21 protein-coding genes and 2 pseudogenes are annotated in these 21,909 nt (G+C 66.8%); 15 read left to right on the top strand and 8 right to left on the bottom strand.

Translation table 11 applies throughout. From position 1 onward, the window contains the following. Positions 1-418 precede the first annotated feature (418 nt). Positions 419-958 (bottom strand): Lrp/AsnC family transcriptional regulator, encoded by a 540-nt coding sequence (locus DN412_RS28360; protein ID WP_115214609.1) that lies wholly within the window; start codon positions 956-958, stop codon positions 419-421. A 182-nt stretch (positions 959-1,140) separates the two neighbouring features. Here DN412_RS28360 and mdeB point away from each other — a divergent pair, with 182 nt between their 5' ends. Further along, complete coding sequence (gene mdeB, locus DN412_RS28355; RefSeq protein ID WP_115214608.1) at positions 1,141-3,855, top strand: alpha-ketoglutarate dehydrogenase; 2,715 nt, start codon at positions 1,141-1,143, stop codon at positions 3,853-3,855. Positions 3,856-3,896: 41 nt separating this feature from the next. Here mdeB and DN412_RS28350 read toward each other — a convergent pair. After that, positions 3,897-4,142 (bottom strand): annotated as a pseudogene (locus DN412_RS28350) (MocR-like pyridoxine biosynthesis transcription factor PdxR); the annotation flags it as partial. A gap of 106 nt (positions 4,143-4,248) precedes the next feature. Here DN412_RS28350 and DN412_RS28345 point away from each other — a divergent pair. From DN412_RS28345 to DN412_RS28330, 4 genes are all read left to right on the top strand, one after another. Beyond that, positions 4,249-4,926 carry an alpha/beta hydrolase gene (locus DN412_RS28345; RefSeq protein WP_115214607.1) on the top strand — a complete coding sequence of 226 codons (678 nt, stop codon included), beginning with the start codon at positions 4,249-4,251 and terminating at the stop codon, positions 4,924-4,926. A 51-nt stretch (positions 4,927-4,977) separates the two neighbouring features. Then, positions 4,978-6,600, top strand: coding sequence for an AAA family ATPase (locus DN412_RS28340; protein ID WP_115214606.1), 1,623 nt, complete (start codon positions 4,978-4,980; stop codon positions 6,598-6,600). Between the two features lie 95 nt (positions 6,601-6,695). Next, a complete protein-coding gene (locus tag DN412_RS28335; protein WP_115214605.1) occupies positions 6,696-7,289 on the top strand; it encodes a sigma-70 family RNA polymerase sigma factor in 594 nt (197 codons plus the stop codon). Positions 7,290-7,330: 41 nt separating this feature from the next. Further along, on the top strand, positions 7,331-7,537 hold the full coding sequence (locus tag DN412_RS28330; protein WP_115214604.1) for a zf-HC2 domain-containing protein: 207 nt from the start codon (positions 7,331-7,333) through the stop codon (positions 7,535-7,537). A gap of 52 nt (positions 7,538-7,589) precedes the next feature. Here DN412_RS28330 and DN412_RS28325 read toward each other — a convergent pair whose 3' ends face one another. Continuing rightward, positions 7,590-7,934 carry a hypothetical protein gene (locus DN412_RS28325; protein WP_115214603.1) on the bottom strand — a complete coding sequence of 115 codons (345 nt, stop codon included), beginning with the start codon at positions 7,932-7,934 and terminating at the stop codon, positions 7,590-7,592. Positions 7,935-8,218: 284 nt separating this feature from the next. Between DN412_RS28325 and czcI the strand changes: the two genes are divergently transcribed. The 4 genes and pseudogenes from czcI to DN412_RS28305 all read left to right on the top strand — a co-directional run bounded on the left by czcI (position 8,219) and on the right by DN412_RS28305 (position 14,417). Further along, positions 8,219-8,605: a cation efflux protein, CzcI family gene (gene czcI / locus DN412_RS28320; RefSeq protein ID WP_115214616.1), complete on the top strand. Its 387-nt coding sequence runs from the start codon at positions 8,219-8,221 to the stop codon at positions 8,603-8,605. Positions 8,606-8,701: 96 nt separating this feature from the next. Continuing rightward, positions 8,702-9,942 (top strand): annotated as a pseudogene (locus DN412_RS28315) (TolC family protein). A gap of 16 nt (positions 9,943-9,958) precedes the next feature. After that, entirely contained in the window at positions 9,959-11,227 is a 1,269-nt protein-coding gene (locus DN412_RS28310) for an efflux RND transporter periplasmic adaptor subunit (protein ID WP_115214602.1), read from the top strand. 13 nt (positions 11,228-11,240) lie between these two features. Continuing rightward, positions 11,241-14,417, top strand: coding sequence for a CusA/CzcA family heavy metal efflux RND transporter (locus DN412_RS28305; RefSeq protein ID WP_115214601.1), 3,177 nt, complete (start codon positions 11,241-11,243; stop codon positions 14,415-14,417). Between the two features lie 43 nt (positions 14,418-14,460). Here the strand turns inward: DN412_RS28305 and DN412_RS28300 are convergent, their stop codons facing one another. Further along, on the bottom strand, positions 14,461-14,844 hold the full coding sequence (locus DN412_RS28300; RefSeq protein WP_115214600.1) for an META domain-containing protein: 384 nt from the start codon (positions 14,842-14,844) through the stop codon (positions 14,461-14,463). A 257-nt stretch (positions 14,845-15,101) separates the two neighbouring features. On the opposite strand from DN412_RS28300, the gene DN412_RS28295 reads away from it, so the two are divergent. Genes DN412_RS28295 through DN412_RS28285 form a run of 3 tightly spaced genes read left to right on the top strand, consistent with a single transcriptional unit; the run spans position 15,102 to position 17,387 of the window. Further along, positions 15,102-16,244: a cytochrome P450 family protein gene (locus DN412_RS28295; RefSeq protein WP_115214599.1), complete on the top strand. Its 1,143-nt coding sequence runs from the start codon at positions 15,102-15,104 to the stop codon at positions 16,242-16,244. A gap of 17 nt (positions 16,245-16,261) precedes the next feature. Next, positions 16,262-16,618 (top strand): antibiotic biosynthesis monooxygenase family protein, encoded by a 357-nt coding sequence (locus tag DN412_RS28290; protein WP_115214598.1) that lies wholly within the window; start codon positions 16,262-16,264, stop codon positions 16,616-16,618. A gap of 13 nt (positions 16,619-16,631) precedes the next feature. Further along, positions 16,632-17,387: a sulfite exporter TauE/SafE family protein gene (locus DN412_RS28285; RefSeq protein WP_115214597.1), complete on the top strand. Its 756-nt coding sequence runs from the start codon at positions 16,632-16,634 to the stop codon at positions 17,385-17,387. A 189-nt stretch (positions 17,388-17,576) separates the two neighbouring features. Here DN412_RS28285 and DN412_RS28280 read toward each other — a convergent pair whose 3' ends face one another. Next, positions 17,577-18,326: a carbonic anhydrase gene (locus DN412_RS28280; RefSeq protein ID WP_115214596.1), complete on the bottom strand. Its 750-nt coding sequence runs from the start codon at positions 18,324-18,326 to the stop codon at positions 17,577-17,579. Between the two features lie 327 nt (positions 18,327-18,653). Further along, on the bottom strand, positions 18,654-18,854 hold the full coding sequence (locus DN412_RS28275; protein WP_078201158.1) for a DUF3606 domain-containing protein: 201 nt from the start codon (positions 18,852-18,854) through the stop codon (positions 18,654-18,656). A gap of 133 nt (positions 18,855-18,987) precedes the next feature. On the opposite strand from DN412_RS28275, the gene DN412_RS28270 reads away from it, so the two are divergent. The 3 genes from DN412_RS28270 (at position 18,988) to DN412_RS28260 (ending at position 20,782) form a co-directional block, all read left to right on the top strand. Continuing rightward, entirely contained in the window at positions 18,988-20,085 is a 1,098-nt protein-coding gene (locus DN412_RS28270) for an extracellular catalytic domain type 1 short-chain-length polyhydroxyalkanoate depolymerase (RefSeq protein ID WP_115214595.1), read from the top strand. Between the two features lie 68 nt (positions 20,086-20,153). Next, complete coding sequence (locus DN412_RS28265) at positions 20,154-20,399, top strand: type II toxin-antitoxin system Phd/YefM family antitoxin (protein WP_115214614.1); 246 nt, start codon at positions 20,154-20,156, stop codon at positions 20,397-20,399. Beyond that, positions 20,396-20,782 carry a type II toxin-antitoxin system VapC family toxin gene (locus DN412_RS28260; RefSeq protein WP_115214594.1) on the top strand — a complete coding sequence of 129 codons (387 nt, stop codon included), beginning with the start codon at positions 20,396-20,398 and terminating at the stop codon, positions 20,780-20,782. The genes DN412_RS28265 and DN412_RS28260 overlap by 4 nt, the downstream gene beginning before the upstream one ends. Before the next feature lie 6 nt (positions 20,783-20,788). Here the strand turns inward: DN412_RS28260 and DN412_RS28255 are convergent, their stop codons facing one another. Both DN412_RS28255 and DN412_RS28250 read right to left on the bottom strand, forming a co-directional pair. Then, complete coding sequence (locus tag DN412_RS28255; RefSeq protein ID WP_115214613.1) at positions 20,789-21,103, bottom strand: 2Fe-2S iron-sulfur cluster-binding protein; 315 nt, start codon at positions 21,101-21,103, stop codon at positions 20,789-20,791. Next, the gene (locus DN412_RS28250) at positions 21,096-21,713 is read right to left on the bottom strand and encodes an IMPACT family protein (RefSeq protein ID WP_115214593.1); all 618 of its coding nucleotides are present in this window, start codon (positions 21,711-21,713) and stop codon (positions 21,096-21,098) included. Before DN412_RS28250 ends, DN412_RS28255 begins: the two co-directional genes overlap by 8 nt. Between the last annotated feature and the right edge of the window lie 196 nt (positions 21,714-21,909).

Genomic DNA, 21,909 nt, shown 5'->3' with positions numbered 1-21,909 from the left:
CGCATATCAGAATGATCAACCGTCGAAGAACCGCCGGGCCTGGCCCAAACACACTTGTCCTACCGTGAACAAGGAAACGAGCACTTGACAGGGTCAATACATATCAGTGTCCTGTTCCGTAGATAGCTTGCCAAAATGAAATCGTCCAGTTGGCTGTCAGGCTAGGCGCGAGGAGGCGCCATAGCCGTAGCTATGGCAACGACGAGCAACGACGCATGGCGGCCAACTGGGCGATTTCATGGCAAGTTATTTGCGAAACAGGACACTGGGTAAAGATGTCTGGATGAGAGCGCTCATGTCATTGCCAAGCCAGACGGCAAGCGCCCGGCTCTGGCAGCGCTCCGTGGCGACGATGCGCAACGCTGCCTCGCACTTGGCGTGGTAGACGCGCTGTACCCCGTTACCAAGCGGCATCTCCTCACGCCCATTCCTGGGGCGCATCGTCACCCGCCGTGAGCGTGAGGCCCGTGACGGGCAGCGGCAACGCGGTCTTGTAGCGCACCTGCTTGAGCGCAAAGCTTGAGCGGATATTCGACACGCCGGGTATCTTCGTGAGCCATTGCACGATAAAGCGCTCGAGGCTCTGCATGTCGGGCACGACGACGCGCAACAGATAATCGGCGTCCCCCGTCATCAGATAGCACTCCATCACCTCGGGTCGTGCGCCGACCTCCTGTTCAAAGCGGCGCAGCGCGTCTTCGACCTGCTTCTCGAGGCTCACCTGAATGAAAACATTGATGCGCAGCCCGAGCGCGCCGGGATCGAGCAGCGTCACCTGTTGACGAAACAGGCCGAGCTTTTCGAGCGCGCGTACGCGGCCAAAGCAGGCCGTCGGCGACAGATGGACCGCGCGCGCCAGTTCCGCATTGGTGATGCGCGCGTTGTTCTGGAGTTGCTGGAGGATCGCGATGTCGATGCGGTCGAGGCGCCTCGTGGCCGGTTTAGTTTCGGATGTCATAGTGTAAATATTCCATCTGAGGCCGCTTTTTCGGAATAAAGATACTATCTGAAAGCGCCGGAGCACGCAAAAGAGACGCACATTCTGGGGCAGGATGGATACGCTATCTCATGTATTCGAGCCGTATCCATTCGGATCGCACGCATCGTACTAGCCACACCATTCAGCCTCGGAGTTGCGCCATGACGGATTTATCGAGCGGTATCCAGACCGTTCTCGCCCTCACTCAAGCTCGCATCGACCACGACCCGCAGGAGACGGCCGAGTGGCTAGCCGCGTTGGACGGCATCGTCCAGCACGCCGGCGTCGACCGCGCGCAGTACCTGTTCGACCGGCTGGCCGCGCATGCGCTGTCGAACGGCGTGGCGACGGCGCGTGCGAATGTCACGCCCTACACGAACACGATCTCCGTCTCCCAGCAGCTTCCGTATCCGGGCGATCTCGACACGGAAGAGAAGCTCGCCGCCGCGTTGCGCTGGAACGCGCTGGCGATGGTGGTGCGGGCCAATCGGGCGTACGGCGAACTTGGCGGCCATATCGCGAGCTATGCGTCGGCGGCGGATCTGTTCGAAGTCGGCTTCAATCATTTCTTTCGCGGCGCGAGCGATACGCATGGCGGCGATCTCGTGTATTTCCAGCCGCATTCGTCGCCGGGCGTCTATGCGCGCGCGTTTCTCGAAGGCTTCCTGAGCGAGACGCATCTCGAACACTACCGGCGCGAGATCGCGGGGCCGGGTCTCTGTTCGTATCCGCACCCGTGGCTGATGCCGGACTTCTGGCAATTTCCGACGGGCTCGATGGGCATCGGGCCCATCAACGCGATCTACCAGGCGCGCTTCATGCGCTATTTGCAGAATCGCGGTCTGCTTAAGACAGAAGGCCGCAAGGTGTGGGGCTTTTTCGGCGACGGCGAGATGGACGAGCCAGAATCGATCGGAGCGCTGTCGCTGGCGGCGCGCGAAGGGCTCGACAACCTCGTGTTCGTGATCAACTGCAATCTGCAGCGCCTCGACGGTCCGGTGCGCAGCAACGGCCGAATCATCGACGAACTCGAAGCGCAGTTCACGGGGGCTGGCTGGAACGTCATCAAGGTGCTGTGGGGCTCGGACTGGGATGCGCTGTTCGCGCGCGATCGCACGGGCGCGTTGCTGCGCGCATTTGCTCACACCGTGGACGGGCAGTTCCAGACCTTCTCTGCCAACGACGGCGCGTACAACCGCGAGCGCTTCTTCGGCCAGAACCCTGAACTGGCCGCGCTTGCCGCGCATCTGAGCGATGACGACATCGACCGCTTGCGGCGCGGCGGCCACGATGTTCGCAAGCTGCATGCAGCGTATGACAAGGCGGTGAAGCACAGCGGCCAGCCTACGGTCATTCTCGCCAAGACGATGAAGGGGTTTGGCATGGGCTCGATCGGCCAGGGGCGCATGAACACGCATCAGCAGAAAAAGCTCGACGTTGAGCAGTTGAAGGCGTTTCGCGATCGCTTCCGCTTGCCTCTGTCCGATGAGGACGTGGAGCAGCTCAGGTTCTACAAGCCTGCGGAGAACAGCCCGGAAATGCAGTACCTGCACGCGCGCCGCGCTGCCCTCGGCGGTTATCTGCCCAGGCGGCGCAGAGCGGCATCGCAGGCGCCAACCGTGCCGGCCATGCCGTCCTGGGCGCAGTTCGCACTGGACGCAAACGGTAAGGAGATGTCAACCACGATGGCCATCGTGCGCATGCTGGGCAGTTTGCTGAAGGATGCATCGCTTGGGCCGCGCATCGTGCCCGTGGTCGCCGATGAGGCGCGCACGTTCGGTATGGCGAACCTGTTCCGCCAGGTCGGCATCTACTCGCCGCTCGGCCAGTTGTACGAGCCGGAAGATATGGGATCGATGCTCTATTACCGAGAAGAGACGGGCGGCCAGATACTTGAGGAGGGCATCTCCGAGGCGGGCGCGGTGTCGTCGTGGATCGCGGCGGCGACGTCGTACAGCGTGCACGATACGCCGATGCTTCCGTTCTACATCTACTACTCGATGTTCGGCTTCCAGCGCATCGGCGATCTGATCTGGGCCGCTGCCGACCAGCGCGCGCGGGGCTTTCTGATCGGCGCGACGGCGGGCAAGACAACGCTCGGCGGCGAGGGTCTGCAGCATCAGGACGGCACGAGCCATCTCGCGGCATCGACGGTGCCGAACTGCCGCGCGTACGATCCCGCGTTCGCGTATGAAGTCGCGATGATCGTCGACGAAGGCATGCGTGAAATGATCGAGCATCAGCGCGACGTGTTCTACTACCTGACCGTCATGAATGAGAACTACGCGCAGCCTTCATTGCCCGCCACGCCCATCGACAAGGTGCGCGAGGGCGTGCTCAAGGGCATGTATCCGCTCGACGCAGCACGGCTGGAGACGGCGCAGGTCCAGTTGCTCGGATCGGGTGCAATTCTCGGTGAGGTGCAGGCCGCTGCGAGCATGCTGAAGGAGGACTGGAAGATCGATGCTGCCGTATGGAGCGTGACAAGCTTCACCGAACTGCATCGCGATGGCATCGCCTCGGAGCGCGCGCAGCGGCTGTTTACGGATGACGAAAGCGCCGCGCCTTACGTGACGGCCGCGCTCGCGGCATCACGCGGCCCGGTGATCGCAGCGACCGATTACGTGCGCGCCGTGCCCGAGATGATTCGCGCCCATGTGCCGCGCCGCTACGTGACGCTCGGCACCGATGGCTTCGGGCGTAGCGATACGCGTGCCGCGTTGCGGGCCTTTTTTGAGGTCGATCGCGCATCGATTGTGATTGCCGCGCTGAAGGCGCTGGCCGATGACGGTGCGATCTCGCGCGAGCTCGTCGGGCAGGCTATCGATTGCTATGGCAAGCGCGACGCGCACAGGACCGAGCCCTGGCAGCGGTGACCCGCATCACGCACGCCATCGCGTTGGCCACAAAGCAGATGTCAGGGGACAGCTCCCGCTGTCCTTGCGTCGATCGCGCTTGCGAGCGTCTCGAAGGCCGGGGCGATGTCTTCCTCGGGCACGCAGGCGTAGCCAAGCAATAGTCCCTGCCGGGCGCGTTCCGGATCCGCGTAGTAGCCAGGCAGCGGGCGCACGACGATATCGCGTTCGATCGCGGCTTGCGTGACCGCACGATCGTCCGTCCCCTCTGGCAGCGGCATCACCAGGTGCAGTCCTGCATCGCCAAAGCAGCGCGCCACCGGCCGGCCACATCGGCTAGCTCAGGCGTCCATCCTACTTTATGTATGTGATATACAATATATTATGATTACATAACGTCCCCGTCACTCCGCCATGCTCGATCCCTCGCTGTTCGGTCGCCTGTCCTTCCTGCACGCCGACTCTGTCGATGGCCCCCTGCCGCCCGGCCGCAACTCGCTGGGGGTAGCCGCCGAACGCGACGCGGTGCTGTACGTGCCGGAGGATCTGCCGGCCGGCGTGCCCGTGCCGCTGCTGGTGATGTTCCACGGCGCGGGCGGATTCCCGGAAAAAGTGCTGCCGTATCTCGAAGCCCATGCGCAGCGCCGCAAGTTCCTGGTGCTGGCGCCGCATTCGCTCTACCCGACCTGGGACATCGTGATCGGCGGCAACGGCCCCGACCTGGAGCGGCTGCACCAGGCGCTGACCGCGGTGACTTCACGCTACCGGATCGAGCCGGGCCGGCTCGCCTTTGCCGGGTTCTCGGACGGCGCCAGCTACGCGCTGTCGCTGGGCATCACCAATGGCGATATCGCCAGCCATGTGATCGCCTTCTCGGGCGGCTTCATGTCGGTGTTCATGCAGGAGGGCACGCCCAGGGTGTTCATCGCGCACGGGCTGGCCGACGAGCAACTGCCAATCGCCACCAGCGGGCGCGCCCATGCGGCCAGGCTCAAGGCCGCGGGCTACGACGTGGAGTACATCGAGTTCGATGGCCTGCATGTCATCCATGCGCCGGTGGTCGAACGCGCGATCGATTTCTTCCTGCAGTGAAACCCCGGCCCCTGGCCGGCGTGGCCATGCCATTCAACGGGAGTGTGGTCCATGGATTTCGAAATTCCGGAGGCGCTGATCCATCCCCTGCTGGCGATGATCGAAACCGGATCGCCGCTGGCCAGGCAGCTGCAGGAGCATGGTGTCTGCCACGGCAACCTGATGGTGTCGAGCACGCTGTTCGATGCGCGCGCGCTGAGCTCGCTCTACACGCTGAGCAAGACGCAGAACGAGCGCGCGCTGATGTTCCAGATGCTGGCGCTGGACAATATCTACAACGCACCGCAGGCGCGCGTGATCCCGGGGCTGGACCAGCTGGTGGCGGGGCTGGCCGCCTACCTGGCGCGCGACGCCATCGACGGCTGGCTGTACCAGCGCAACCGCGACGGCGTGCTGCTGCCGTGGCTGGTGCGCCGCATGCGCTATGTGTCGCCCGAGCAGGGCATGCCCTATGTGGTGGTGGACATGCTGGCCAACACCATGCAATCAGCCAACTCAGCGCTGACCGACCACCACCTGCGCCGCTCGGGCATGACCACGTCGATGGTGATTACCCGCGACGACATCGCCAACCGCACGATTCCGGAGCTGCTGGCCGAGTTCGGCTTCTACAAGGAATGCGCTGAGTTCCGGCGCGAATACGAGCAGCACGCGCAGCGCTTCGTGCGCTACCAGCGCCGCTTTGGCGCGCAGTTCGTGGCGACGCGCGCGGCGTTCTCGGTCGACGCGAAGGGCGCGGCGGAGCTGACGCCGATCGCCGACACCGCGGGCGCGCGCTGCGTGAATGACGAGGAGCGGCTGGAGCGCCGTTTCGAGATGACCTGCGATCCGGCGTTCTGGCGCGACGCGGGGATCATGGAAGGCTTCGAGCGCGTGCCGCTGCATGGCTACGTGCACCTGTTCCACCTGGAGTGGCATCGCAATATCTGGGTCCACGTGCAGCACCTGACGGAGTACCGCTATCAGCCCGCACTGCGCGACAAGCTGGTCCTGCCCGCGCATCACCGCGACCTGATCGACATCCTGACCTCGCACATGGACATGCTGGTGCCGGATTTCGTGCCGGGCAAGTCCGGCGGCACCACCATCCTGTGCCAGGGCGCGCCGGGCCTGGGCAAGACGCTGACCGCGGAGGTCTATGCCGAGGTGGTGGGCAAGCCGCTGTACCGTGTGCATTCGGGGCAGCTGGGCACCACCGCGGCGTCGGTCGGCGCCACGCTGATGACCATCCTGCGCCGCGCCATGCGCTGGAACGCAATCCTGCTGCTGGACGAGGCCGACGTCTATATCCGCCGCCGCGACAACGACCTGGAGCACAACGCCATCGTCGCGGAATTCCTGCGCACGCTGGAGTACTTCAACGGCCTGCTGTTCATGACCACCAACCGCATCGGCGACGTCGACGATGCCATCCTGTCGCGCTGCATCGCCACCATCCATTACGAAACGCCGTCCAGGGAAGACGCGATGCGCCTGTGGCGCCTGCAGGCCGGGCAGTTCGGCACGGAGCTGGGCGACGGGCTGATCGATGCGCTGACCGCGGCCTACCCCAAGGCGAGCGGGCGCGACATCAAGGAGCTGTTAAAGCTGGCAACGCGCTACGGCAAGGCCAAGGGGATTCCGCTGTCGGAAGACGTGTTCCGCTTGTGCGGGCAATTCCGCGGGATCGGGTAATGGTGCGGAATGAGGCGTGCGAGATGAGGGGTGCGGGATAAGGTGCGGCGCGGGTATCATGGCGCATCGCCCAGGCAACCGCGCCCCGATCCCCGATGAGCCTTGACCCTGCCGAACTCCAGGCCATACGCCCCTACCTGCTGCGTTTCGCCCGCCTGCAACTGCGCGATGACGCGGTGGCCGAGGATGCCGTCTCGGAAACGCTGCTGGCCGTACTGGAGCACCCTGAGCGCTTCGCCGGCCAGTCCGCGCTGCGCACCTACCTGGTCGGCATCCTCAAGCACAAGATCGTCGACACCCTGCGCAGCGGCAAGCGCGAAGTCAGGCTGACGCTGGCCACCGATGGCGAAGGCGAGCCGCAGTCCGACGACTACGCCCTCGACGCACTGTTCACGCGCAACGGCCACTACCAGGATCCGCCGTCCGACTGGGGCGACCCGGAGCGCGCATTCGAGCGCCGCGAATTCTTCGAGATCCTGCAGCTTTGCGTGGACCGCCTGCCGGAACGCACCGGCCGGATCTTCATGATGCGCGAGTGGCTGGAGCTGGACACCGAAGAAATCTGTCAGCATTTGCAGATCAGCGCGACCAATGCCTGGGCGATGCTCTATCGCGCCCGGATGCGCCTGCGCGAATGCCTGGAACTGCACTGGTTCGGCCAGCGCGGCCAGCCCGGCAAGGCCGGCTGAGCCTGGTCCACGACCACGCAACGGATAAGCCACTGACCAACATGCCAGATTCCCGCCCCTCCCGCCGCCTGCTGCCGAACTGTGAGGAGGTGCACCATCTCACCATGAAGGGCCTGGACCGGCCGCTGTCATGGGGGGAACGGCTGCGCATGCGCGCCCACCTGGCGATCTGCGACGCCTGCACCAGCTTCAGCGCCCAGATGCGGACCCTGCGCGAGGCCATGCGCAGGCTGGGGCGCGACGAATGACAAAAGGCCAGCGCTTGCGCTGGCCTTTTTGCTGGTGGGGTGCGGACATCGCTCAGGCGCGGGCGCCTTCCCCGTAGGCATCGAACTTGCCGGCACGGCTGCCTTCGGTAAAGGTATCGAAGCTGCGCGCCGGAGCGGCTGACACGCCACTGCGGTCCAGTCCGGCCACCGTGCGGGCGCCGTCGACGAACGGATCGAACCTGCGGGCGCGGGCGCCTTCGGTGAACACATCATGGCTGCGGAACTCATAGCCATACTTGTCGCCCGGCACGGTGCTGCGGAAGCTGTAGCCGTACTTGTCGCCGGGCAACTGGTCGGCGGCGGTGGCGGCTTGCGCGGCGCCCAGGGCGGCCAGCGACAGGAGCAGGGCGGTAGCGAGGCGGGTGGTCTTGGTCATGATGTTCTCCTTAAGCTTGTTGAATTTGTCAGAAGGCGTTGCGTTGTGTGCGTGCCGTTCATGTACAGAACTATAGGAGCGCCACCAAGACGGAAACAGGCGAGTTGCCGGATAAGTTGTTCAAAAATATTGAATTAAGAGAGGAAGGCGCAGACCGCCCGTGACATGACGCAAATGTAATGACCCGGTCGCCGGAATGGCCGGCACCGCTCGGTTAAACTTGCGGCTCGCTGCTGTCCCCCGTCGTGATGCCGGGCGGCAAGGCAGCGCAGGCTCTCCCATTCATGCAACGCCTTATCCTCATCCTTCTTGCGCTTGTCCTGCCGCTCCAGTTCGCCTGGGCGGGAGCGGCAGCGTATTGCCGGCATGAGGTGGCGGCTTCGGCCAAGGCTCATATCGGGCACCATGAGCACCAGCACAAGGCTGACGGCGGCAAGCAGGACAAGGCCGCGGGGCAGGCCGGGGACAAAGCTCAGGACAACGCCAGGCTAGGCGTGCCGGATCCCGACTGCGGCGTCTGCCATATCGCCTCGCTGCCGTTCGCGCGTGCCGACGCGCCCGACGTGCACGCCATGCGGCGTGTGGAGCTGGCGCCACCTGCGCCGCAGCCAAGCTTCTCTTCGCACAGCGCACGGGCACCCGACCGTCCGCAGTGGCCGCGTCTCGCTTAGCCGGCGAGACGACGCTTCCCCGCTTCCTGATCTCCCTGAGTTCCTGACGTCAGGCGTCTCGCCGAATTCTCCCGGTTTCTTTCCTGGTGCAATTCGATGCGAAGACTTTTTCTGCCGGTTGGGCTGGCGGCCGTTCTATCCAGCCCGATCCACGGCGTCGCGCAGACGCCGCCCCCCGCCATGGCGCTGCCATTGCCGGCACGCTGACCCTCGACGCCGCGATGGCGCTGGCCGAAGCCGGCAGCTTCACATTGTCCGCCGCCGGCAAGGAGCTCGACGCCACCGAGGGCGATGTCACGCAGGCGCGCGTGCAGCCCAATCCCGAACTGGCCGTGTCGATGGAAGACACGCGCAAGGCCTCGCGCTCCACCACCGGCCAGATCAACCTGCCGATCGAACTCGGCGGCAAACGCGCTGCCCGCATCGGCGTGGCCGAGCGCGGACGCGAGCTGGCGCAGGCCGAGCTGGGCGGCGTGCGGGCCGAACTGCGCGCCGCCGTGATCGCGCGCTTCTTCGGCGTGCTGGTGGCGCAGGAGCGCGTCAAGCTGGCCGAAGGCTCGGTCGGCATCGCCAGCAAGGCGGCCGCCGCGGCCGGGCGGCGCGTGGCCGCCGGCAAGGTTGCGCCGCTGGAAGAAACGCGTGCCCGGGTCGAGCAGGCCAATGCCGAACTGGAGCTTGCCGAGGCCACCGGCGCGCTGCAATCCGCGCGCCAGTCGCTGGCGGCGCTGTGGGGCAATACCGCGCCACGTTTCGCGCAGGCGCAGGGTGACCTCGGTGCGCTGCCGTCGCGGCCCGCGCCGGCAGCGCTGCAAGCGGCGCTGGAAGACTCGCCGCTGCTGGCGGCGAGCCGCCTGTCGGCCGAGCGCAGCCGCGCCGAAGTCGCCGTGGCGCGCAGCCGCCAGTATCCCGACGTGACCGTGAGCCTGGGCGCCAAGCGCGACAACGAGGCCAACCGCAATATGGCCGTGCTGGGCGTGGCGATTCCGCTGCCGCTCTTTGACCGCAACCAGGGCAACCTGTACGGCGCCCTGCGCCGCGCCGACCGCGCGCAGGATGTGCACGCCGCCACCCGCATCCGCCTGGAGGGCGAACTGCAACAGGCCTCGACGCAGCTTTCGGTATCGCGCGCCGCGGCGCAGACGCTGCAGGCTTCGGTGCTGCCCGCGGCCGAGCAGGCCTACGCCGCCGCCTCGCGCGGGTTCGAGGCCGGCAAATTCAATTTCCTCGATGTGCTGGATGCCCAGCGCACCTTGTTCCAGGCGCGCATCCGCTACCTGGACGTGCTGGCCCGCACCTATGACGCGGCGGCCAGCATCGACCGCATCCTCGGACACTGATACGGAAGCTGCAGACATGGCAATAAGCAAGCAACAACGGGCCGCCGTGGTGGCGATCCTGGTCACCGGGCTGCTGGGCGGCGCGGCGATCCTGTTCACCGGAAAGGGCGGCAACGCCACGGGTGAAGCCGGGCACGGGCATGCCGAGCATGGCGACGCGCACGAACACGGCAAGGAAGGCGCCAAGGCCGCCGCACACGCGAACGCCAGCGCCCCTGCCGCGAATCCGCAAGCCGAAGGCAATCCGCACCTGATCGCGCTGACGCCCGCGCAGATCCAGCAGGCCGGTATCGGCATCGCCACTGCCGCCGCGGCGCCGCTGCGCAGCAGCGTCGACTTCCCCGGCGAGATCCGCTTCAACGAAGACCGAACCGCCCACGTGGTGCCGCGCGTGGCAGGTGTGGCGCAGGCGGTGCCGGCCAACCTCGGCCAGCCGGTGCGCAAGGGCGAAGTGCTGGCGCTGATCGCCAGCACCACACTGGCCGAGCAGCGCAGCGAACTGCTCTCGGCGCAGAAGCGCGAGGCGCTGGCACGTGCCACCTATGCGCGCGAGAAGACCCTGTGGCAGGAGAAGATCTCCGCCGAGCAGGATTACCAGCAGGCCCGCACGGCGTTGGAAGAAGCGCAGATCGCGGTGCAGAACGCGCGGCAGAAGCTGACCGCGATCGGCGCCACGGACAACAACGCGGCCAAGGGTGGCAGCCTGAACCAGTTCGCGCTGCGTGCCCCGTTCGACGGCATCGTGGTCGAGAAGCACCTGGCCCTGGGCGAAGCGGTCAAGGAAGACGCCAGCGTCTTCACCGTGTCCGACCTGAGTTCAGTGTGGGCGGAGTTCGTGGTTGCCGCCCGCGACCTCGACCAGGTCCGCGTGGGCGAAGCGATCACGATCCGATCGAGCGCCTCGGATACGCAGGCCGAGGGCAAGGTGTCCTACGTCGGTGCGCTGCTGGGCGAGCAGACACGCACGGCCAAGGCGCGCGTGACGCTGGCCAATCCCGGCATGGCCTGGCGCCCGGGGCTGTTTGTCACGGTCAGCGTGCTGGGCGCGCCCGCGCAGGTGCCGGTGACGGTGGCGGCCGACGCGGTGCAGCAGGTCGATGGCCAGAGCGTGGTGTTCGTCGCGGTGCCGGGCGGGTTTGCCGTGCAGCCGGTCAAGACCGGACGCGCCGGCGGCAAGTTGGTGGAGGTGACCGACGGCCTGCAGGCCGGCGCGCGCTACGCCACGGCCAATAGCTTTATCCTCAAGTCCGAGCTGGGCAAAGCCAGCGCCGGGCATGAGCACTGAGCGGGAGGCGCACATGTTCGAACGCCTGATCCGCTTTGCCATCGAGCAACGCTGGCTGGTCCTGCTGGCGGTGCTGGGCATGGCCGCGCTGGGCCTGTACAGCTACACCCGGCTGCCGATCGACGCGGTGCCCGATATCACCAACGTGCAGGTGCAGATCAACACCGCCGCGCCGGGCTATTCGCCGCTGGAGACCGAGCAGCGCATCACGTACCCGGTCGAGACCGTGATGGCGGGCCTGCCCGGCCTGGAGCAGACCCGCTCGCTGTCGCGCTACGGTCTGTCGCAGGTGACGGTGATCTTCCGCGACGGCACCGATATCCACTTTGCGCGCCAGCTGGTCAACCAGCGCATCCAGGAAGCGCGCGACAATCTGCCCGCCGGCATCACGCCCGCGATGGGGCCAATTTCAACCGGGCTGGGCGAGATCTACCTCTGGACCGTCGAGGCCGATCCCGGCGCGCGCAAGCCGGACGGCACGCCCTATGCGCTGTCGGACCTGCGCGAGATCCAGGACTGGGTGATCCGCCCGCAGCTGCGCAACGTGCCCGGCGTGACCGAGGTCAATGCCATCGGCGGCCACGCGCGCGCCTATGTGGTGGCGCCCAGCCTGGAGCGCATGGCGTCGTATGGACTGTCGCTGGCCGATGTGGTGAGCGCGCTGGAGAAGAACAACAACAATGTCGGCGCCGGCTATATCGAGCGCCGCGGCGAGCAGTACCTGGTGCGCGTGCCGGGGCAGGTGCGTTCGCTGGACGACATCCGCGATGTGATCGTCGGCACCGCGCAGGGCCAGCCGATCCGCGTGCGCGACGTGGCCACCGTGCAGACCGGCGGCGAGCTGCGCACCGGCGCGGCCACCGAGAACGGCCGCGAGGTGGTGCTGGGCACCGTGTTCATGCTGATCGGCGAGAACAGCCGCACGGTGTCGCAGGCGGTGGACCGCGAGATGGCCGAGATCAACCGCACGCTGCCGGCGGGGGTGAAGGCCATCACGGTGTATGACCGCACCACGCTGGTCGACAAGGCCATCGCCACGGTCAAAAAGAACCTGCTGGAAGGCGCCGTGCTGGTGATCGCCATCCTGTTCCTGTTCCTGGGCAACCTGCGCGCGGCGCTGATCACCGCGCTGGTGATCCCGCTGTCAATGCTGTTCACCTTCACGGGCATGGTGCATTACCGCATCAGTGCCAACCTGATGAGCCTGGGGGCGCTGGACTTCGGCATCATCGTCGACGGCGCAGTGGTGATCGTCGAGAACTGCGTGCGCCGGCTGGCGCATGCGCAGGAGCGCCACGGCCGGCCCCTCACGCGCAGCGAGCGCCTGCACGAAGTCTTTGCCGCGGCGCGCGAAGCACGCCGGCCGCTGTTGTACGGGCAGCTGATCATCATGGTGGTGTACCTGCCGATCTTTGCCCTGACCGGCGTAGAGGGCAGGATGTTCCACCCGATGGCTTTCACCGTGGTGCTGGCGCTGCTGGGCGCGATGGTGCTGTCGGTGACCTTCGTGCCCGCGGCGGTGGCGCTGTTCATCGGCAACCGCGTGGCCGAGCGCGAGAACCGGCTGATGGCCTGGGCGCGTCGTCGCTACGCGGTGCTGCTGGAGCGCTCGTTGGCCGCGACCCCCGTGGTGCTCACCTTTGCCGGCGTGGCAGTGGCGCTTTGCCTCGCGATCGCCACGCGCCTTGGCAGTGAGTTCGTGCCTAGCCTCAACGAAGGCGACCTGGCGATCCAGGCATTGCGCATCCCCGGCACCAGCCTGACGCAATCGGTGGCGATGCAGCAGCAGGTGGAAACCGCGCTGAAGGCCAAGTTCCCGGAGATCGAACGCATCTTTGCGCGCACCGGCACCGCGGAGATCGCCTCCGACCCGATGCCGCCGAATATCTCCGACGGCTACATCATGCTCAAGCCGGTTTCGCAATGGCCCGAGCCCCGCCGCACGCGCGACGAGCTGATCGCCGCGATACGCGATGAGGTGGGCAAGCTGCCGGGCAACAACTATGAGTTCTCGCAGCCGATCCAGCTGCGCTTCAACGAGTTGATCTCGGGCGTGCGCTCCGATGTGGCGGTCAAGGTGTTCGGCGACGACAACCCCGTGCTGGAGCAGACCGCCAATCGCATCGCGGCGGTGCTGCAGGGCATCCCCGGCGCGGCCGAGGTGAAGGTCGAGCAGACCACCGGCCTGCCCATGCTGACGGTGCAGATCGACCGCAACAAGGCGGCACGCTACGGGCTGAACCTCAGCGATATCCAGGACGCGGTGGCGATCGGCATCGGCGGCAAGGTGTCGGGCACCTTCTTCAGCGGCGACCGGCGCTTCGACATCGTGGTGCGGCTGCCGGAGGCCGTGCGTGAGGACGTGGAAGCGCTGCGGCGCCTGCCGGTACCGCTGCCGAAGGAGGCTGTAGCGCGCACCAGCTATATCCCCCTGAGCGAAGTCGCCAGCGTGGAGATCGCGCCGGGCCCAAACCAGGTCTCGCGCGAGAACGGCAAGCGCCGCATCGTGGTCAGCGCCAATGTGCGCGGGCGCGATATCGGCAGCTTCGTGCCCGAGGCCGAGGCCGCCATCCGCGCGCGCGTGCAGATCCCGGCGGGCTACTGGACCAGCTGGGGCGGCACCTTCGAACAGCTGCAGTCCGCCACCGCGCGGCTGCGCGTGGTGGTGCCGCTGGCGCTGGGGCTGGTGTTCGTGCTGCTGTTCGCCATGTTCGGTAACGTCAAGGATGGGCTGCTGGTGTTCACCGGCATCCCGTTCGCGCTGACAGGCGGCATCCTGGCGCTGTGGCTGCGCGGCATTCCGCTGTCGATCTCGGCGGCGGTGGGCTTTATCGCGCTGTGCGGCGTGGCGGTGCTCAACGGACTGGTGATGCTGTCGTTCATCCGCTCGCTGCGCGAGGACGGCCACGGCCTTGACGACGCCATCCGCAACGGCGCACTGACGCGCCTGCGCCCCGTGCTGATGACGGCGCTGGTGGCATCGCTCGGTTTCGTGCCGATGGCGCTGGCCACCGGCACCGGTGCCGAAGTGCAGCGGCCGCTGGCGACGGTCGTCATCGGCGGCATCCTGTCGTCGACGGCGCTGACCTTGCTGGTGTTGCCGGTGCTGTACCGGCTGGCGCACCGGAACGATGAGCCGGCGGCGGAAGCGGCGCGCGGAGAAGGGGAGTTGGCGCGGCTGGATGCGTGACGGCCGGGGCCGGTCGGGCGAGTTTCAGGCCCGGCTCGGCGGATTACTGCTGCGCATCGGGGGCCAGGATGCTCCATCCCGAGGCCCCGCTCGAGGTGGTCCTGCGCTGGCTCCTGAGGACACCGTTCTCGTCGAACTCGAACAGGACTGTCGAAGACCGGATCTCGCCGCCGGCAAACAGCGGTCCGATAAACGGAATAAAGCTCTCGGGGTGGGGCTTGGAGGTCGCGAAGGAATAGACCAGTATCGTCGTTCCGTTGCGCAGCGTCGCTTGGGAGGAAGGCGTCCCCAGCTGCGCGGTGACCTCGTCAAGGGTGGAGAAGCCGGGCAGGAAGTTCGACAATTGCCCGGGCTGCACGTCGACGCCCGTTGATACGCAGGCCGCCAGCATGATGCCAGTCACAACCAGTGCGTAAACACGCTTCATGTCGTCACCGCCGTACTTGGTGTGGCGTGACTGGCAGCGTAGTGAAGGCCATGATGCCAGCGTGGCCGCACATGGCGTCCGGCACGCCGTGCTCAGAGCATACAACCATTTGCACGGGTGCAGCGACGGCCGCCGCATTCGATAGTTCACGCCGTCATGAAGCTTCGGCCCTGGCCGCGGCGGCATGATGCGAATGGGCGCCCGACATTGCGGCGCTGAGATCGTCACACCACCCAGCACGTAGCTTTCGCGCCGCCATGACCCAGACCGAGATTACCGAGATTGTCGGGATCGACCCGCTCAGCGCCGTCACCCATCCCGACCCGTACCCCTACTACCGGGAACTGGCCGCCAGCCGGCCCTTCTTCCGCGATGAGCGCCTTGGCCTGTGGGTGGCCGCCGGACGGCGTGAAGTCGTGGCCGTGCTGGCCCACCCAGACTGCCGCGTGCGCCCGCCCGCGCAGCCGGTGCCGCCGTCACTGGCCGGCACTGCCGCGGGTGACCTGTTCGGCCGGCTGGTGCGCATGAACGACGGGGCCGCGCACGCGCCGCTCAAGGCCTTGCTGATGCCGATGCTGGCGGGCATCGACCCGGACACGGCGGCGCAGCGAGCCGCGGCACTCGCGAGGAGGCTCGATGCAGATGAAGCATCCCGCACCGCGATGTCCGGCGATAGCGTCAACCGCTGGCTCTTCACGCTGCCCGTCGTGACGGTTGCCGACCTGCTCGGCCTGCCTGTTGCGGGTGAGGGCGGCAAGGCGGTAGAAGTCGCGCAGCGTGTCGCGGCGTACGCCGCGGCACAGTCGCCATTAGCCGATGCGCAGGCGGTGCATGCCGGCGCGCAGGCCGCGCAATGGCTGGGCCAGTGGCTGGCCGATGCACCGTCCGGCGACGGTCCGCTGGCCGCCCTGCGGGAAGCTGCCCACAGCGCCGGCATCGACCCGCAGGCGGTTGCCGCCAACATCATCGGCCTGCTGGTGCAGGCTTGCGAAGCGACCGCCGCGCTGGCGGGCAACACATTGCTGCGGCTGGGCCGCGGCGCGTCGCAGTGGGAGGCGCCGCTCGATGACGTGGTGGCGCGCGTCGCCCAGGACGATCCGCCGGTGCAGAATACGCGTCGCTTCCTGGCTGTCGATGCCCAGCTATGCGGCCACGCCGTCAAGGCCGGCGACGCGGTGCTGGTGCTGCTGGCCGCGGCGTCATGCAGCGGCCCCGCCGACGGCGAGCGGGCCTGGACCTTCGGCCACGGCCGCCATGCCTGTCCTGGTGATCGCCTGGCGCAGTCACTGGCTGCCGCCACCGTGGCGGCGCTCCGTGCGCGGGGTGTCGATCCGGTCGCGCTGGCGCGTGCGTTCCGCTATCGTCCGTCACTGAACGCGCGCATTCCGCATTTCCTTTGATCCCCCGGGAGGCAACCATGATCGCCGTCATCTTCGAAGTCGAGCCCGCGCCGGGCCGGCAGGACAACTATCTCGATATCGCCGCGCACCTGCGCCCGCAGCTTGAAGCCATCGACGGCTTTATCTCGGTGGAGCGCTTCCAGAGCCTGACCAACCCCAACAAGCTGCTGTCGCTGTCGTTCTTCCGCGACGAGGCCGCGGTGATCGCCTGGCGCAACACGCTGGCGCATCGGCAGGCGCAGGCGGCCGGGCGCGGCGGCGTGTTTGCCGGCTACCGGCTGCGCGTGGCGCAGGTGCTGCGCGACTACGGGCTCGACGAGCGCGACGAAGCGCCGGCGGACAGCCGCGCGGTGCACGACCACAAGGCAGGTTGAGAGGGGGGTGACGATGACGATGGAATCGATCGGCACCCAGGCCGCCTTTATCGGCATGACGTTCCTGCTGGCCGGGTTTGTCAAAGGCGTGGTGGGCCTGGGTTTGCCCACGGTCGCGGTGGGCATGCTGGGGCTGGTGATGCCGCCCGCGCAGGCAGCGGCGCTGCTGGTGGCGCCATCGATGGTGACCAACGTGGTGCAGCTGTTCAGCGGCCCGCGCTTCGGCCTGCTGGTGCGGCGGCTGTGGCCGATGCTGGTGGCGATCTGCGCCGGCACCTGGCTGTGCGCGGCGCTGGTGCCCGCCGGCATAATGACGCATGCGACTTCCGCGCTGGGCGTGGCGTTGGTGCTCTACGCGGTGGTCGGGCTGGCGGCGGTGAAGCTGACGGTGCCGGCCGGGGCTGAGCGTTGGCTCGGCCCGCTGGTCGGGCTGGTCACCGGTGGCATTACCGCGGTGACCGGGGTGTTCGTGATCCCGGCCGTGCCCTACCTGCAGGGACTCGGGCTGGACAAGGAAAGCCTGGTGCAGGCGCTGGGCCTGTCGTTCACGGTCTCGACCATCGCGCTGGCGGTAAGCCTGGCCATGGGCGGGTCGCTGCTGCACATGCCGGTGCTGGGCGCCTCGGCGCTGGCACTGGTGCCCGCGCTCGGCGGCATGTTCCTGGGCCAGTGGCTGCGCCACCGGATCAGCGCCGAGCGCTTTCGCAAGCTGTTTTTCTGCGGGCTGCTGGTGCTGGGCGGGGAGCTGGCGATGCGCGGGCTGTCGTAACGTCGCCGCTGGTTCGCTCCCCTCTCCCGCTTGCGGGAGAGGGGCCGGGGGAGAGGGCAGGCACAGGCAGACCGACACGTCTCACTTCGTCGATACACCGGCCCTCTCCCCAACCCTCTCCCGCAAGCGGGAGAGGGGGCGCACAGTCGGTCATTGACGCCCGATTGGTAGCCCTGTCAGGCGCAGTCCTTAGCGACTCGCCTGCACCGTACGCCCATTCAGCGGCTGCACCGGGCGCGCGTTCATCGGATACAGTTCGCGGAACGCCGCCAACTGCGCCGGCGACACTTCCACTGGAGTCTTGAGCACCTGCCAGCGCACGTCCTCGCTGCATGGCGGCGTCGTCAGCGATCCGGTGAAGGCCCAGTACGTCTGCTTTGCCGGCAGCAGGGCTGCCACGTCCAGCGGCGCGGCCAGTTCGCGCGATTCGCCGGCCTTGGCCGGCAGGCTGGCAAAGACCGGCTTCAACGCCGCGTTCTCGCGGCCGGACTTGAACAGCACGGCCACCACCGCCAGCTTGCCCTGCGCATTCTGGTGCACCAGGTGCGCCACCAGCGGATAGGTCTTGCCATTGATCTTTTCTTCGCTGGGCGTATGGAAGTGGAACTGCAGCAGCTTGTAAGGCACGCCGTCCAGTTCGATCTGCCCGGCGGCGGGCAGGTTGACCTGCACTGTATGGCCGTTGTTGATCACAGTGCCGGGCGCCGCGGCGTAGCCAAAGCCGATCGGCTTCAGGTCCGCGGGCCTCGTCTTGCCGGTGCGGATATCGATGGGCGACTGGTGCTTGCCCAGCGCGCAGGTCTTGTACCCCTGGTCCAGCTCGGCCCAGTGACTGGTGCCGGTCGGTCCGGTGTAGCTCCAGTGCGGGTCATTGCCGGCCCAAGCGGCAGGTGCAAGCAAGGTGGCGCAAAGCGTGAAAATCGGCAGCCTGGTGTTCATAGTCGATGCGTCCTGGTGTTGGCAACCCCTTGTTTCCCGACGTGGTGTCATCAAGCTGTCCCAGCCTTGAGTGCCGGGTCTTTGCCCGGGTCGGAAATCATGCATCAGAACTGCCGTCCAGCGAACAAGGTATTGCTGAATTCCGGTCTGCACTGCGTTTAACAGGAGTACGGGCTGCATGCTCGCTCCCGATTGATGCGTGCTGCGCATTACCGTCATGGAACGGACACAAAGCCGATATCTCAAGTGGCACGCTGAGGGCGCAGGGCGCCACAGACATCCCCACCCAGGCGGGGATGTCTGCCTGCCAGCGTTAGTCTCGGGATTTCAGCCAGGCCGCGCGCCGGCCTGTTTCGACTCCAGTTGCGCACGCACCGCGGAGATATGGTCGCCTGCTTCATCGACGGCGCTTTCCAGGTCGCTGGTGCTGCAGCCCAGCTCCCGGCACCAGTACTGCACTTCAAGCGGATCCATCAGGTTGATGCGGCCCGGATCCAGGGGCCTGAACTCGCTTGTCACATCGCTCATGCTTGCCTCCTGTCCGTGTCTCGGCACGACACAGCCCTTGCATTGTAGGCAGTCATCCGGCGCGCGTTGCATGCAAGGTGTGTCTGCCGCAGGGCATATGATGTAGCGGTTACCCACGCCGACAGGATGCCGCATGCCACGCTCACCCGGCGCGAAACTCTGGTCCACGCTGAACCAGGCCGCGGCCCGCAATGCACGCCGGGTGCAGCGCGCCGTCAACAAGAACCTGACCAGGCCGATGACCGAGGCCATCGTGCGCAACGCGGTGAAGCAATCGGCTGCAGTCACGGCCGCCACGCAGCGCGCGCTGTCGGGCGTGGTATCGCCGGTGCAGGCGCCGCAAAGCCGTGGCAACGGGCGCTGGGAGGAAGGTGCCTGGGGCACCCCGCTGGCACCGCGCCGCTACCGCATCTTCGTGCCAGTCGGCGTCACCGCGTCGCGGCGCGCCCCGCTGCTGGTGCTGCTGCATGGCTGCGGCCAGGACGCCGCCAGCTTTGCCGCGGTCACCCGCGCCGCCGCAGTGGCGCGCGAATCGGGCTGGGTGGTGTTGCTGCCGGAGCAGACCTCGCAGGCCAATGCCCAGCGTTGCTGGAACTGGTTCCGTCCCGCCGCGCAGGGCGGCATTGAAGCCGGGCTGCTGATAGCGCTGATCGACCGGGCGTGCCACCGCCATCCGGTCGCCGCGGACCGCATCAGCGTGCTGGGGCTGTCCGCGGGCGGCGCGATGGCGCTGATGCTGGGGCTGCGCTATCCGGAGCGCTTTGCCGCAGTCGGCTCGCACTCCGGCGCGGTGCCCTGGAGCGCCACCAATGCCGCCCAGGCGGCGCGTGCCATGCGCGGGCAGCGCGGGCCCGATATCAAGGCCATGCAGGCGCTGCGGTCCGGGCTGGCGGGGCGCCGCCCGCCGCCGTTGCTATTGCTGCATGGCGATGCCGACCACGTGGTCGACTTCAGCAACGCCACCGCCGCGGCGGGCATGTGGATGCACCTGCAGCCGGAGGATGCACACCCGCTGTCCGCAGTACCGGCACGGCGCATCCAGCGCGGCATGCGGCGTGCCATGGATGTGCTCGACTGGACCGAGGGCAAGTCGCCCTACCTGCGGCTGGTGCGGGTGGAAGGACTGGGCCACGCATGGAGCGGCGGGGCTGGCGGGCAGGCGTTTTCCGATCCGGCGGGGCCGGATGGATTGAAGCTGGCGTTGCGGTTTTTTCTGGCGGTTGGAGTTTAGATAAACGGCTATTGCCTTGGTAATATGAACGGACTAGACTAACTAAACTTAGTTTAATGATTACTGCTATGCAAACCGTCAATATCCACGACGCAAAGACGCATCTCTCCAGGCTCGTTGACCAGGCGGCCAAGGGGGAGCCGTTTGTGATTGCCAAGGCAGGTAAGCCACTCGTGAAGGTCGTTGCGTTAAATGCGCCGGAAGCAAGCCAGGTTAAGCGGCTGGGGTTCATGGCCGGCCAGGGTCAGGTGCCCGATGACTTTGATCGCATGGGCCAGCGTGAGATTGAAGCCATGTTCGGCGGCGAGTCATGAAAGTCTTGCTCGATACACACCTCTTGCTATGGGCGGCCTTGTTGCCTGCGCGCCTGTCGCCCGGCGCGCAATCGATACTGGGTAGCGAGGACACAGAGCTTTTTTTCAGCGCGGCCAGCCTGTGGGAAGTCGCGATCAAGCAAGGGCTTGGCCGCGCGGACTTTCAGGTCGATGCCCGAGTATTGCGCAGGGGCTTACTCGACAATGGCTACAGCGAACTGCCGATCGGCAGCGAACACGCGGTGGCGATTGATTGCCTTCCCCCGATTCACAAGGATCCTTTCGACCGGCTCCTCGTGGCCCAGGCGACTGTCGAAGGCATTACGCTGCTGACATCGGACCAACTCGTTGCCCAGTACCCCGGGCCTGTTCGCCTGATCTGATCACGCCTACCCGAGACTTACCGGCTCAAACACCACATCACTGGCCGGACAAGCCACACAAGGCAGGATCAGCCCCTCATCCTTCTCATCCGGACTCAACCCCGGCCATTCGATCCGGTAGCGGATCGTCCCCGCATGCAGCCGGCTGGCGCAGGCGCGGCAGGTGCCGTTGCGGCAGGAGTTGGGCAGCGGCACGCCTTCGAGCAGCGCGGCTTCCAGCAGGCTCAGTCCGGCCGGCGCGGGGAAACAGGTCTCGCCCGGCAGCACGCGCGCCGTGAATTCGGTGCCGTCGTCCGGCAGGGCAGGATCGCGTTCAGTCATGCGCCTCATCCTCCGTTTCCGGAAATTGAGCGCGCCCATGGGTGGCATCCCGCAGCGCGTCGCGCGCGGTATGCAACTGCGTTGCGGGCATGCGCAGGACCAGCGTGGCCAGCGCGCCGTAGGCGGTGTTGGCCAGGGTGCAGCCAGGTTGCGCCTCATAGTCCAGCCAGCGGCGCACGCGCGGTTCGTCGGCATAGTCCACAGCCACCGTCAGGGTGCCGTAAGCGATGCGTTCCACGCGCTCGGCCGTTTTCAGCGCTGCCGCAATGGCATCGGTGTAAGCGCGCACCAACCCGCCAGCCCCCAGTTTGACGCCACCGTAATAGCGCACCACTGCCGCCAGCACGCCGTCCAGGTCATGGTGGCGCAGCACTTCCAGGATCGGCCGGCCGGCAGTGCCCGACGGTTCGCCGTCATCGGACATGCCCGAGGCGCCGCCGGCCAGCAGCGCCCAGCAGACGTGGGTGGCGGTCGGGTGCTCGGCCCGCAGCGCCTGCAGCGCGGCCATGGCGGCGTCGCGGTCGGCAACGGGCTGCGCCAGCGCCAGGAAGCGGCTCTTGCGGATCTCGATCTCGGCGTGAACGGGGGCGGCTAGCGTGTAGGTGGACAAGCGAAGAGGCTGAAAGCTGGGGTAGGGATCCGCGCCTGTCAGGCCGCAGAGAAAGCAAACGGGGAGTGTACCGCAGCGGGCCCGGCGCTCCAGGCATCTCCGTGCAAATGTCTTACATAGTCAACATGCTGTCACAAACGGGGCCTACGATCCGCTCCGGCTGTGCGCAATGCCGCCCGCCGCCCGCCTGTGCCAA

Origin of the sequence: Cupriavidus lacunae (assembly GCF_003353055.1) — a bacterium.
Lineage (GTDB): Bacteria > Pseudomonadota > Gammaproteobacteria > Burkholderiales > Burkholderiaceae > Cupriavidus > Cupriavidus lacunae.
This window is presented reverse-complemented; position numbering and strand designations above follow the sequence as displayed.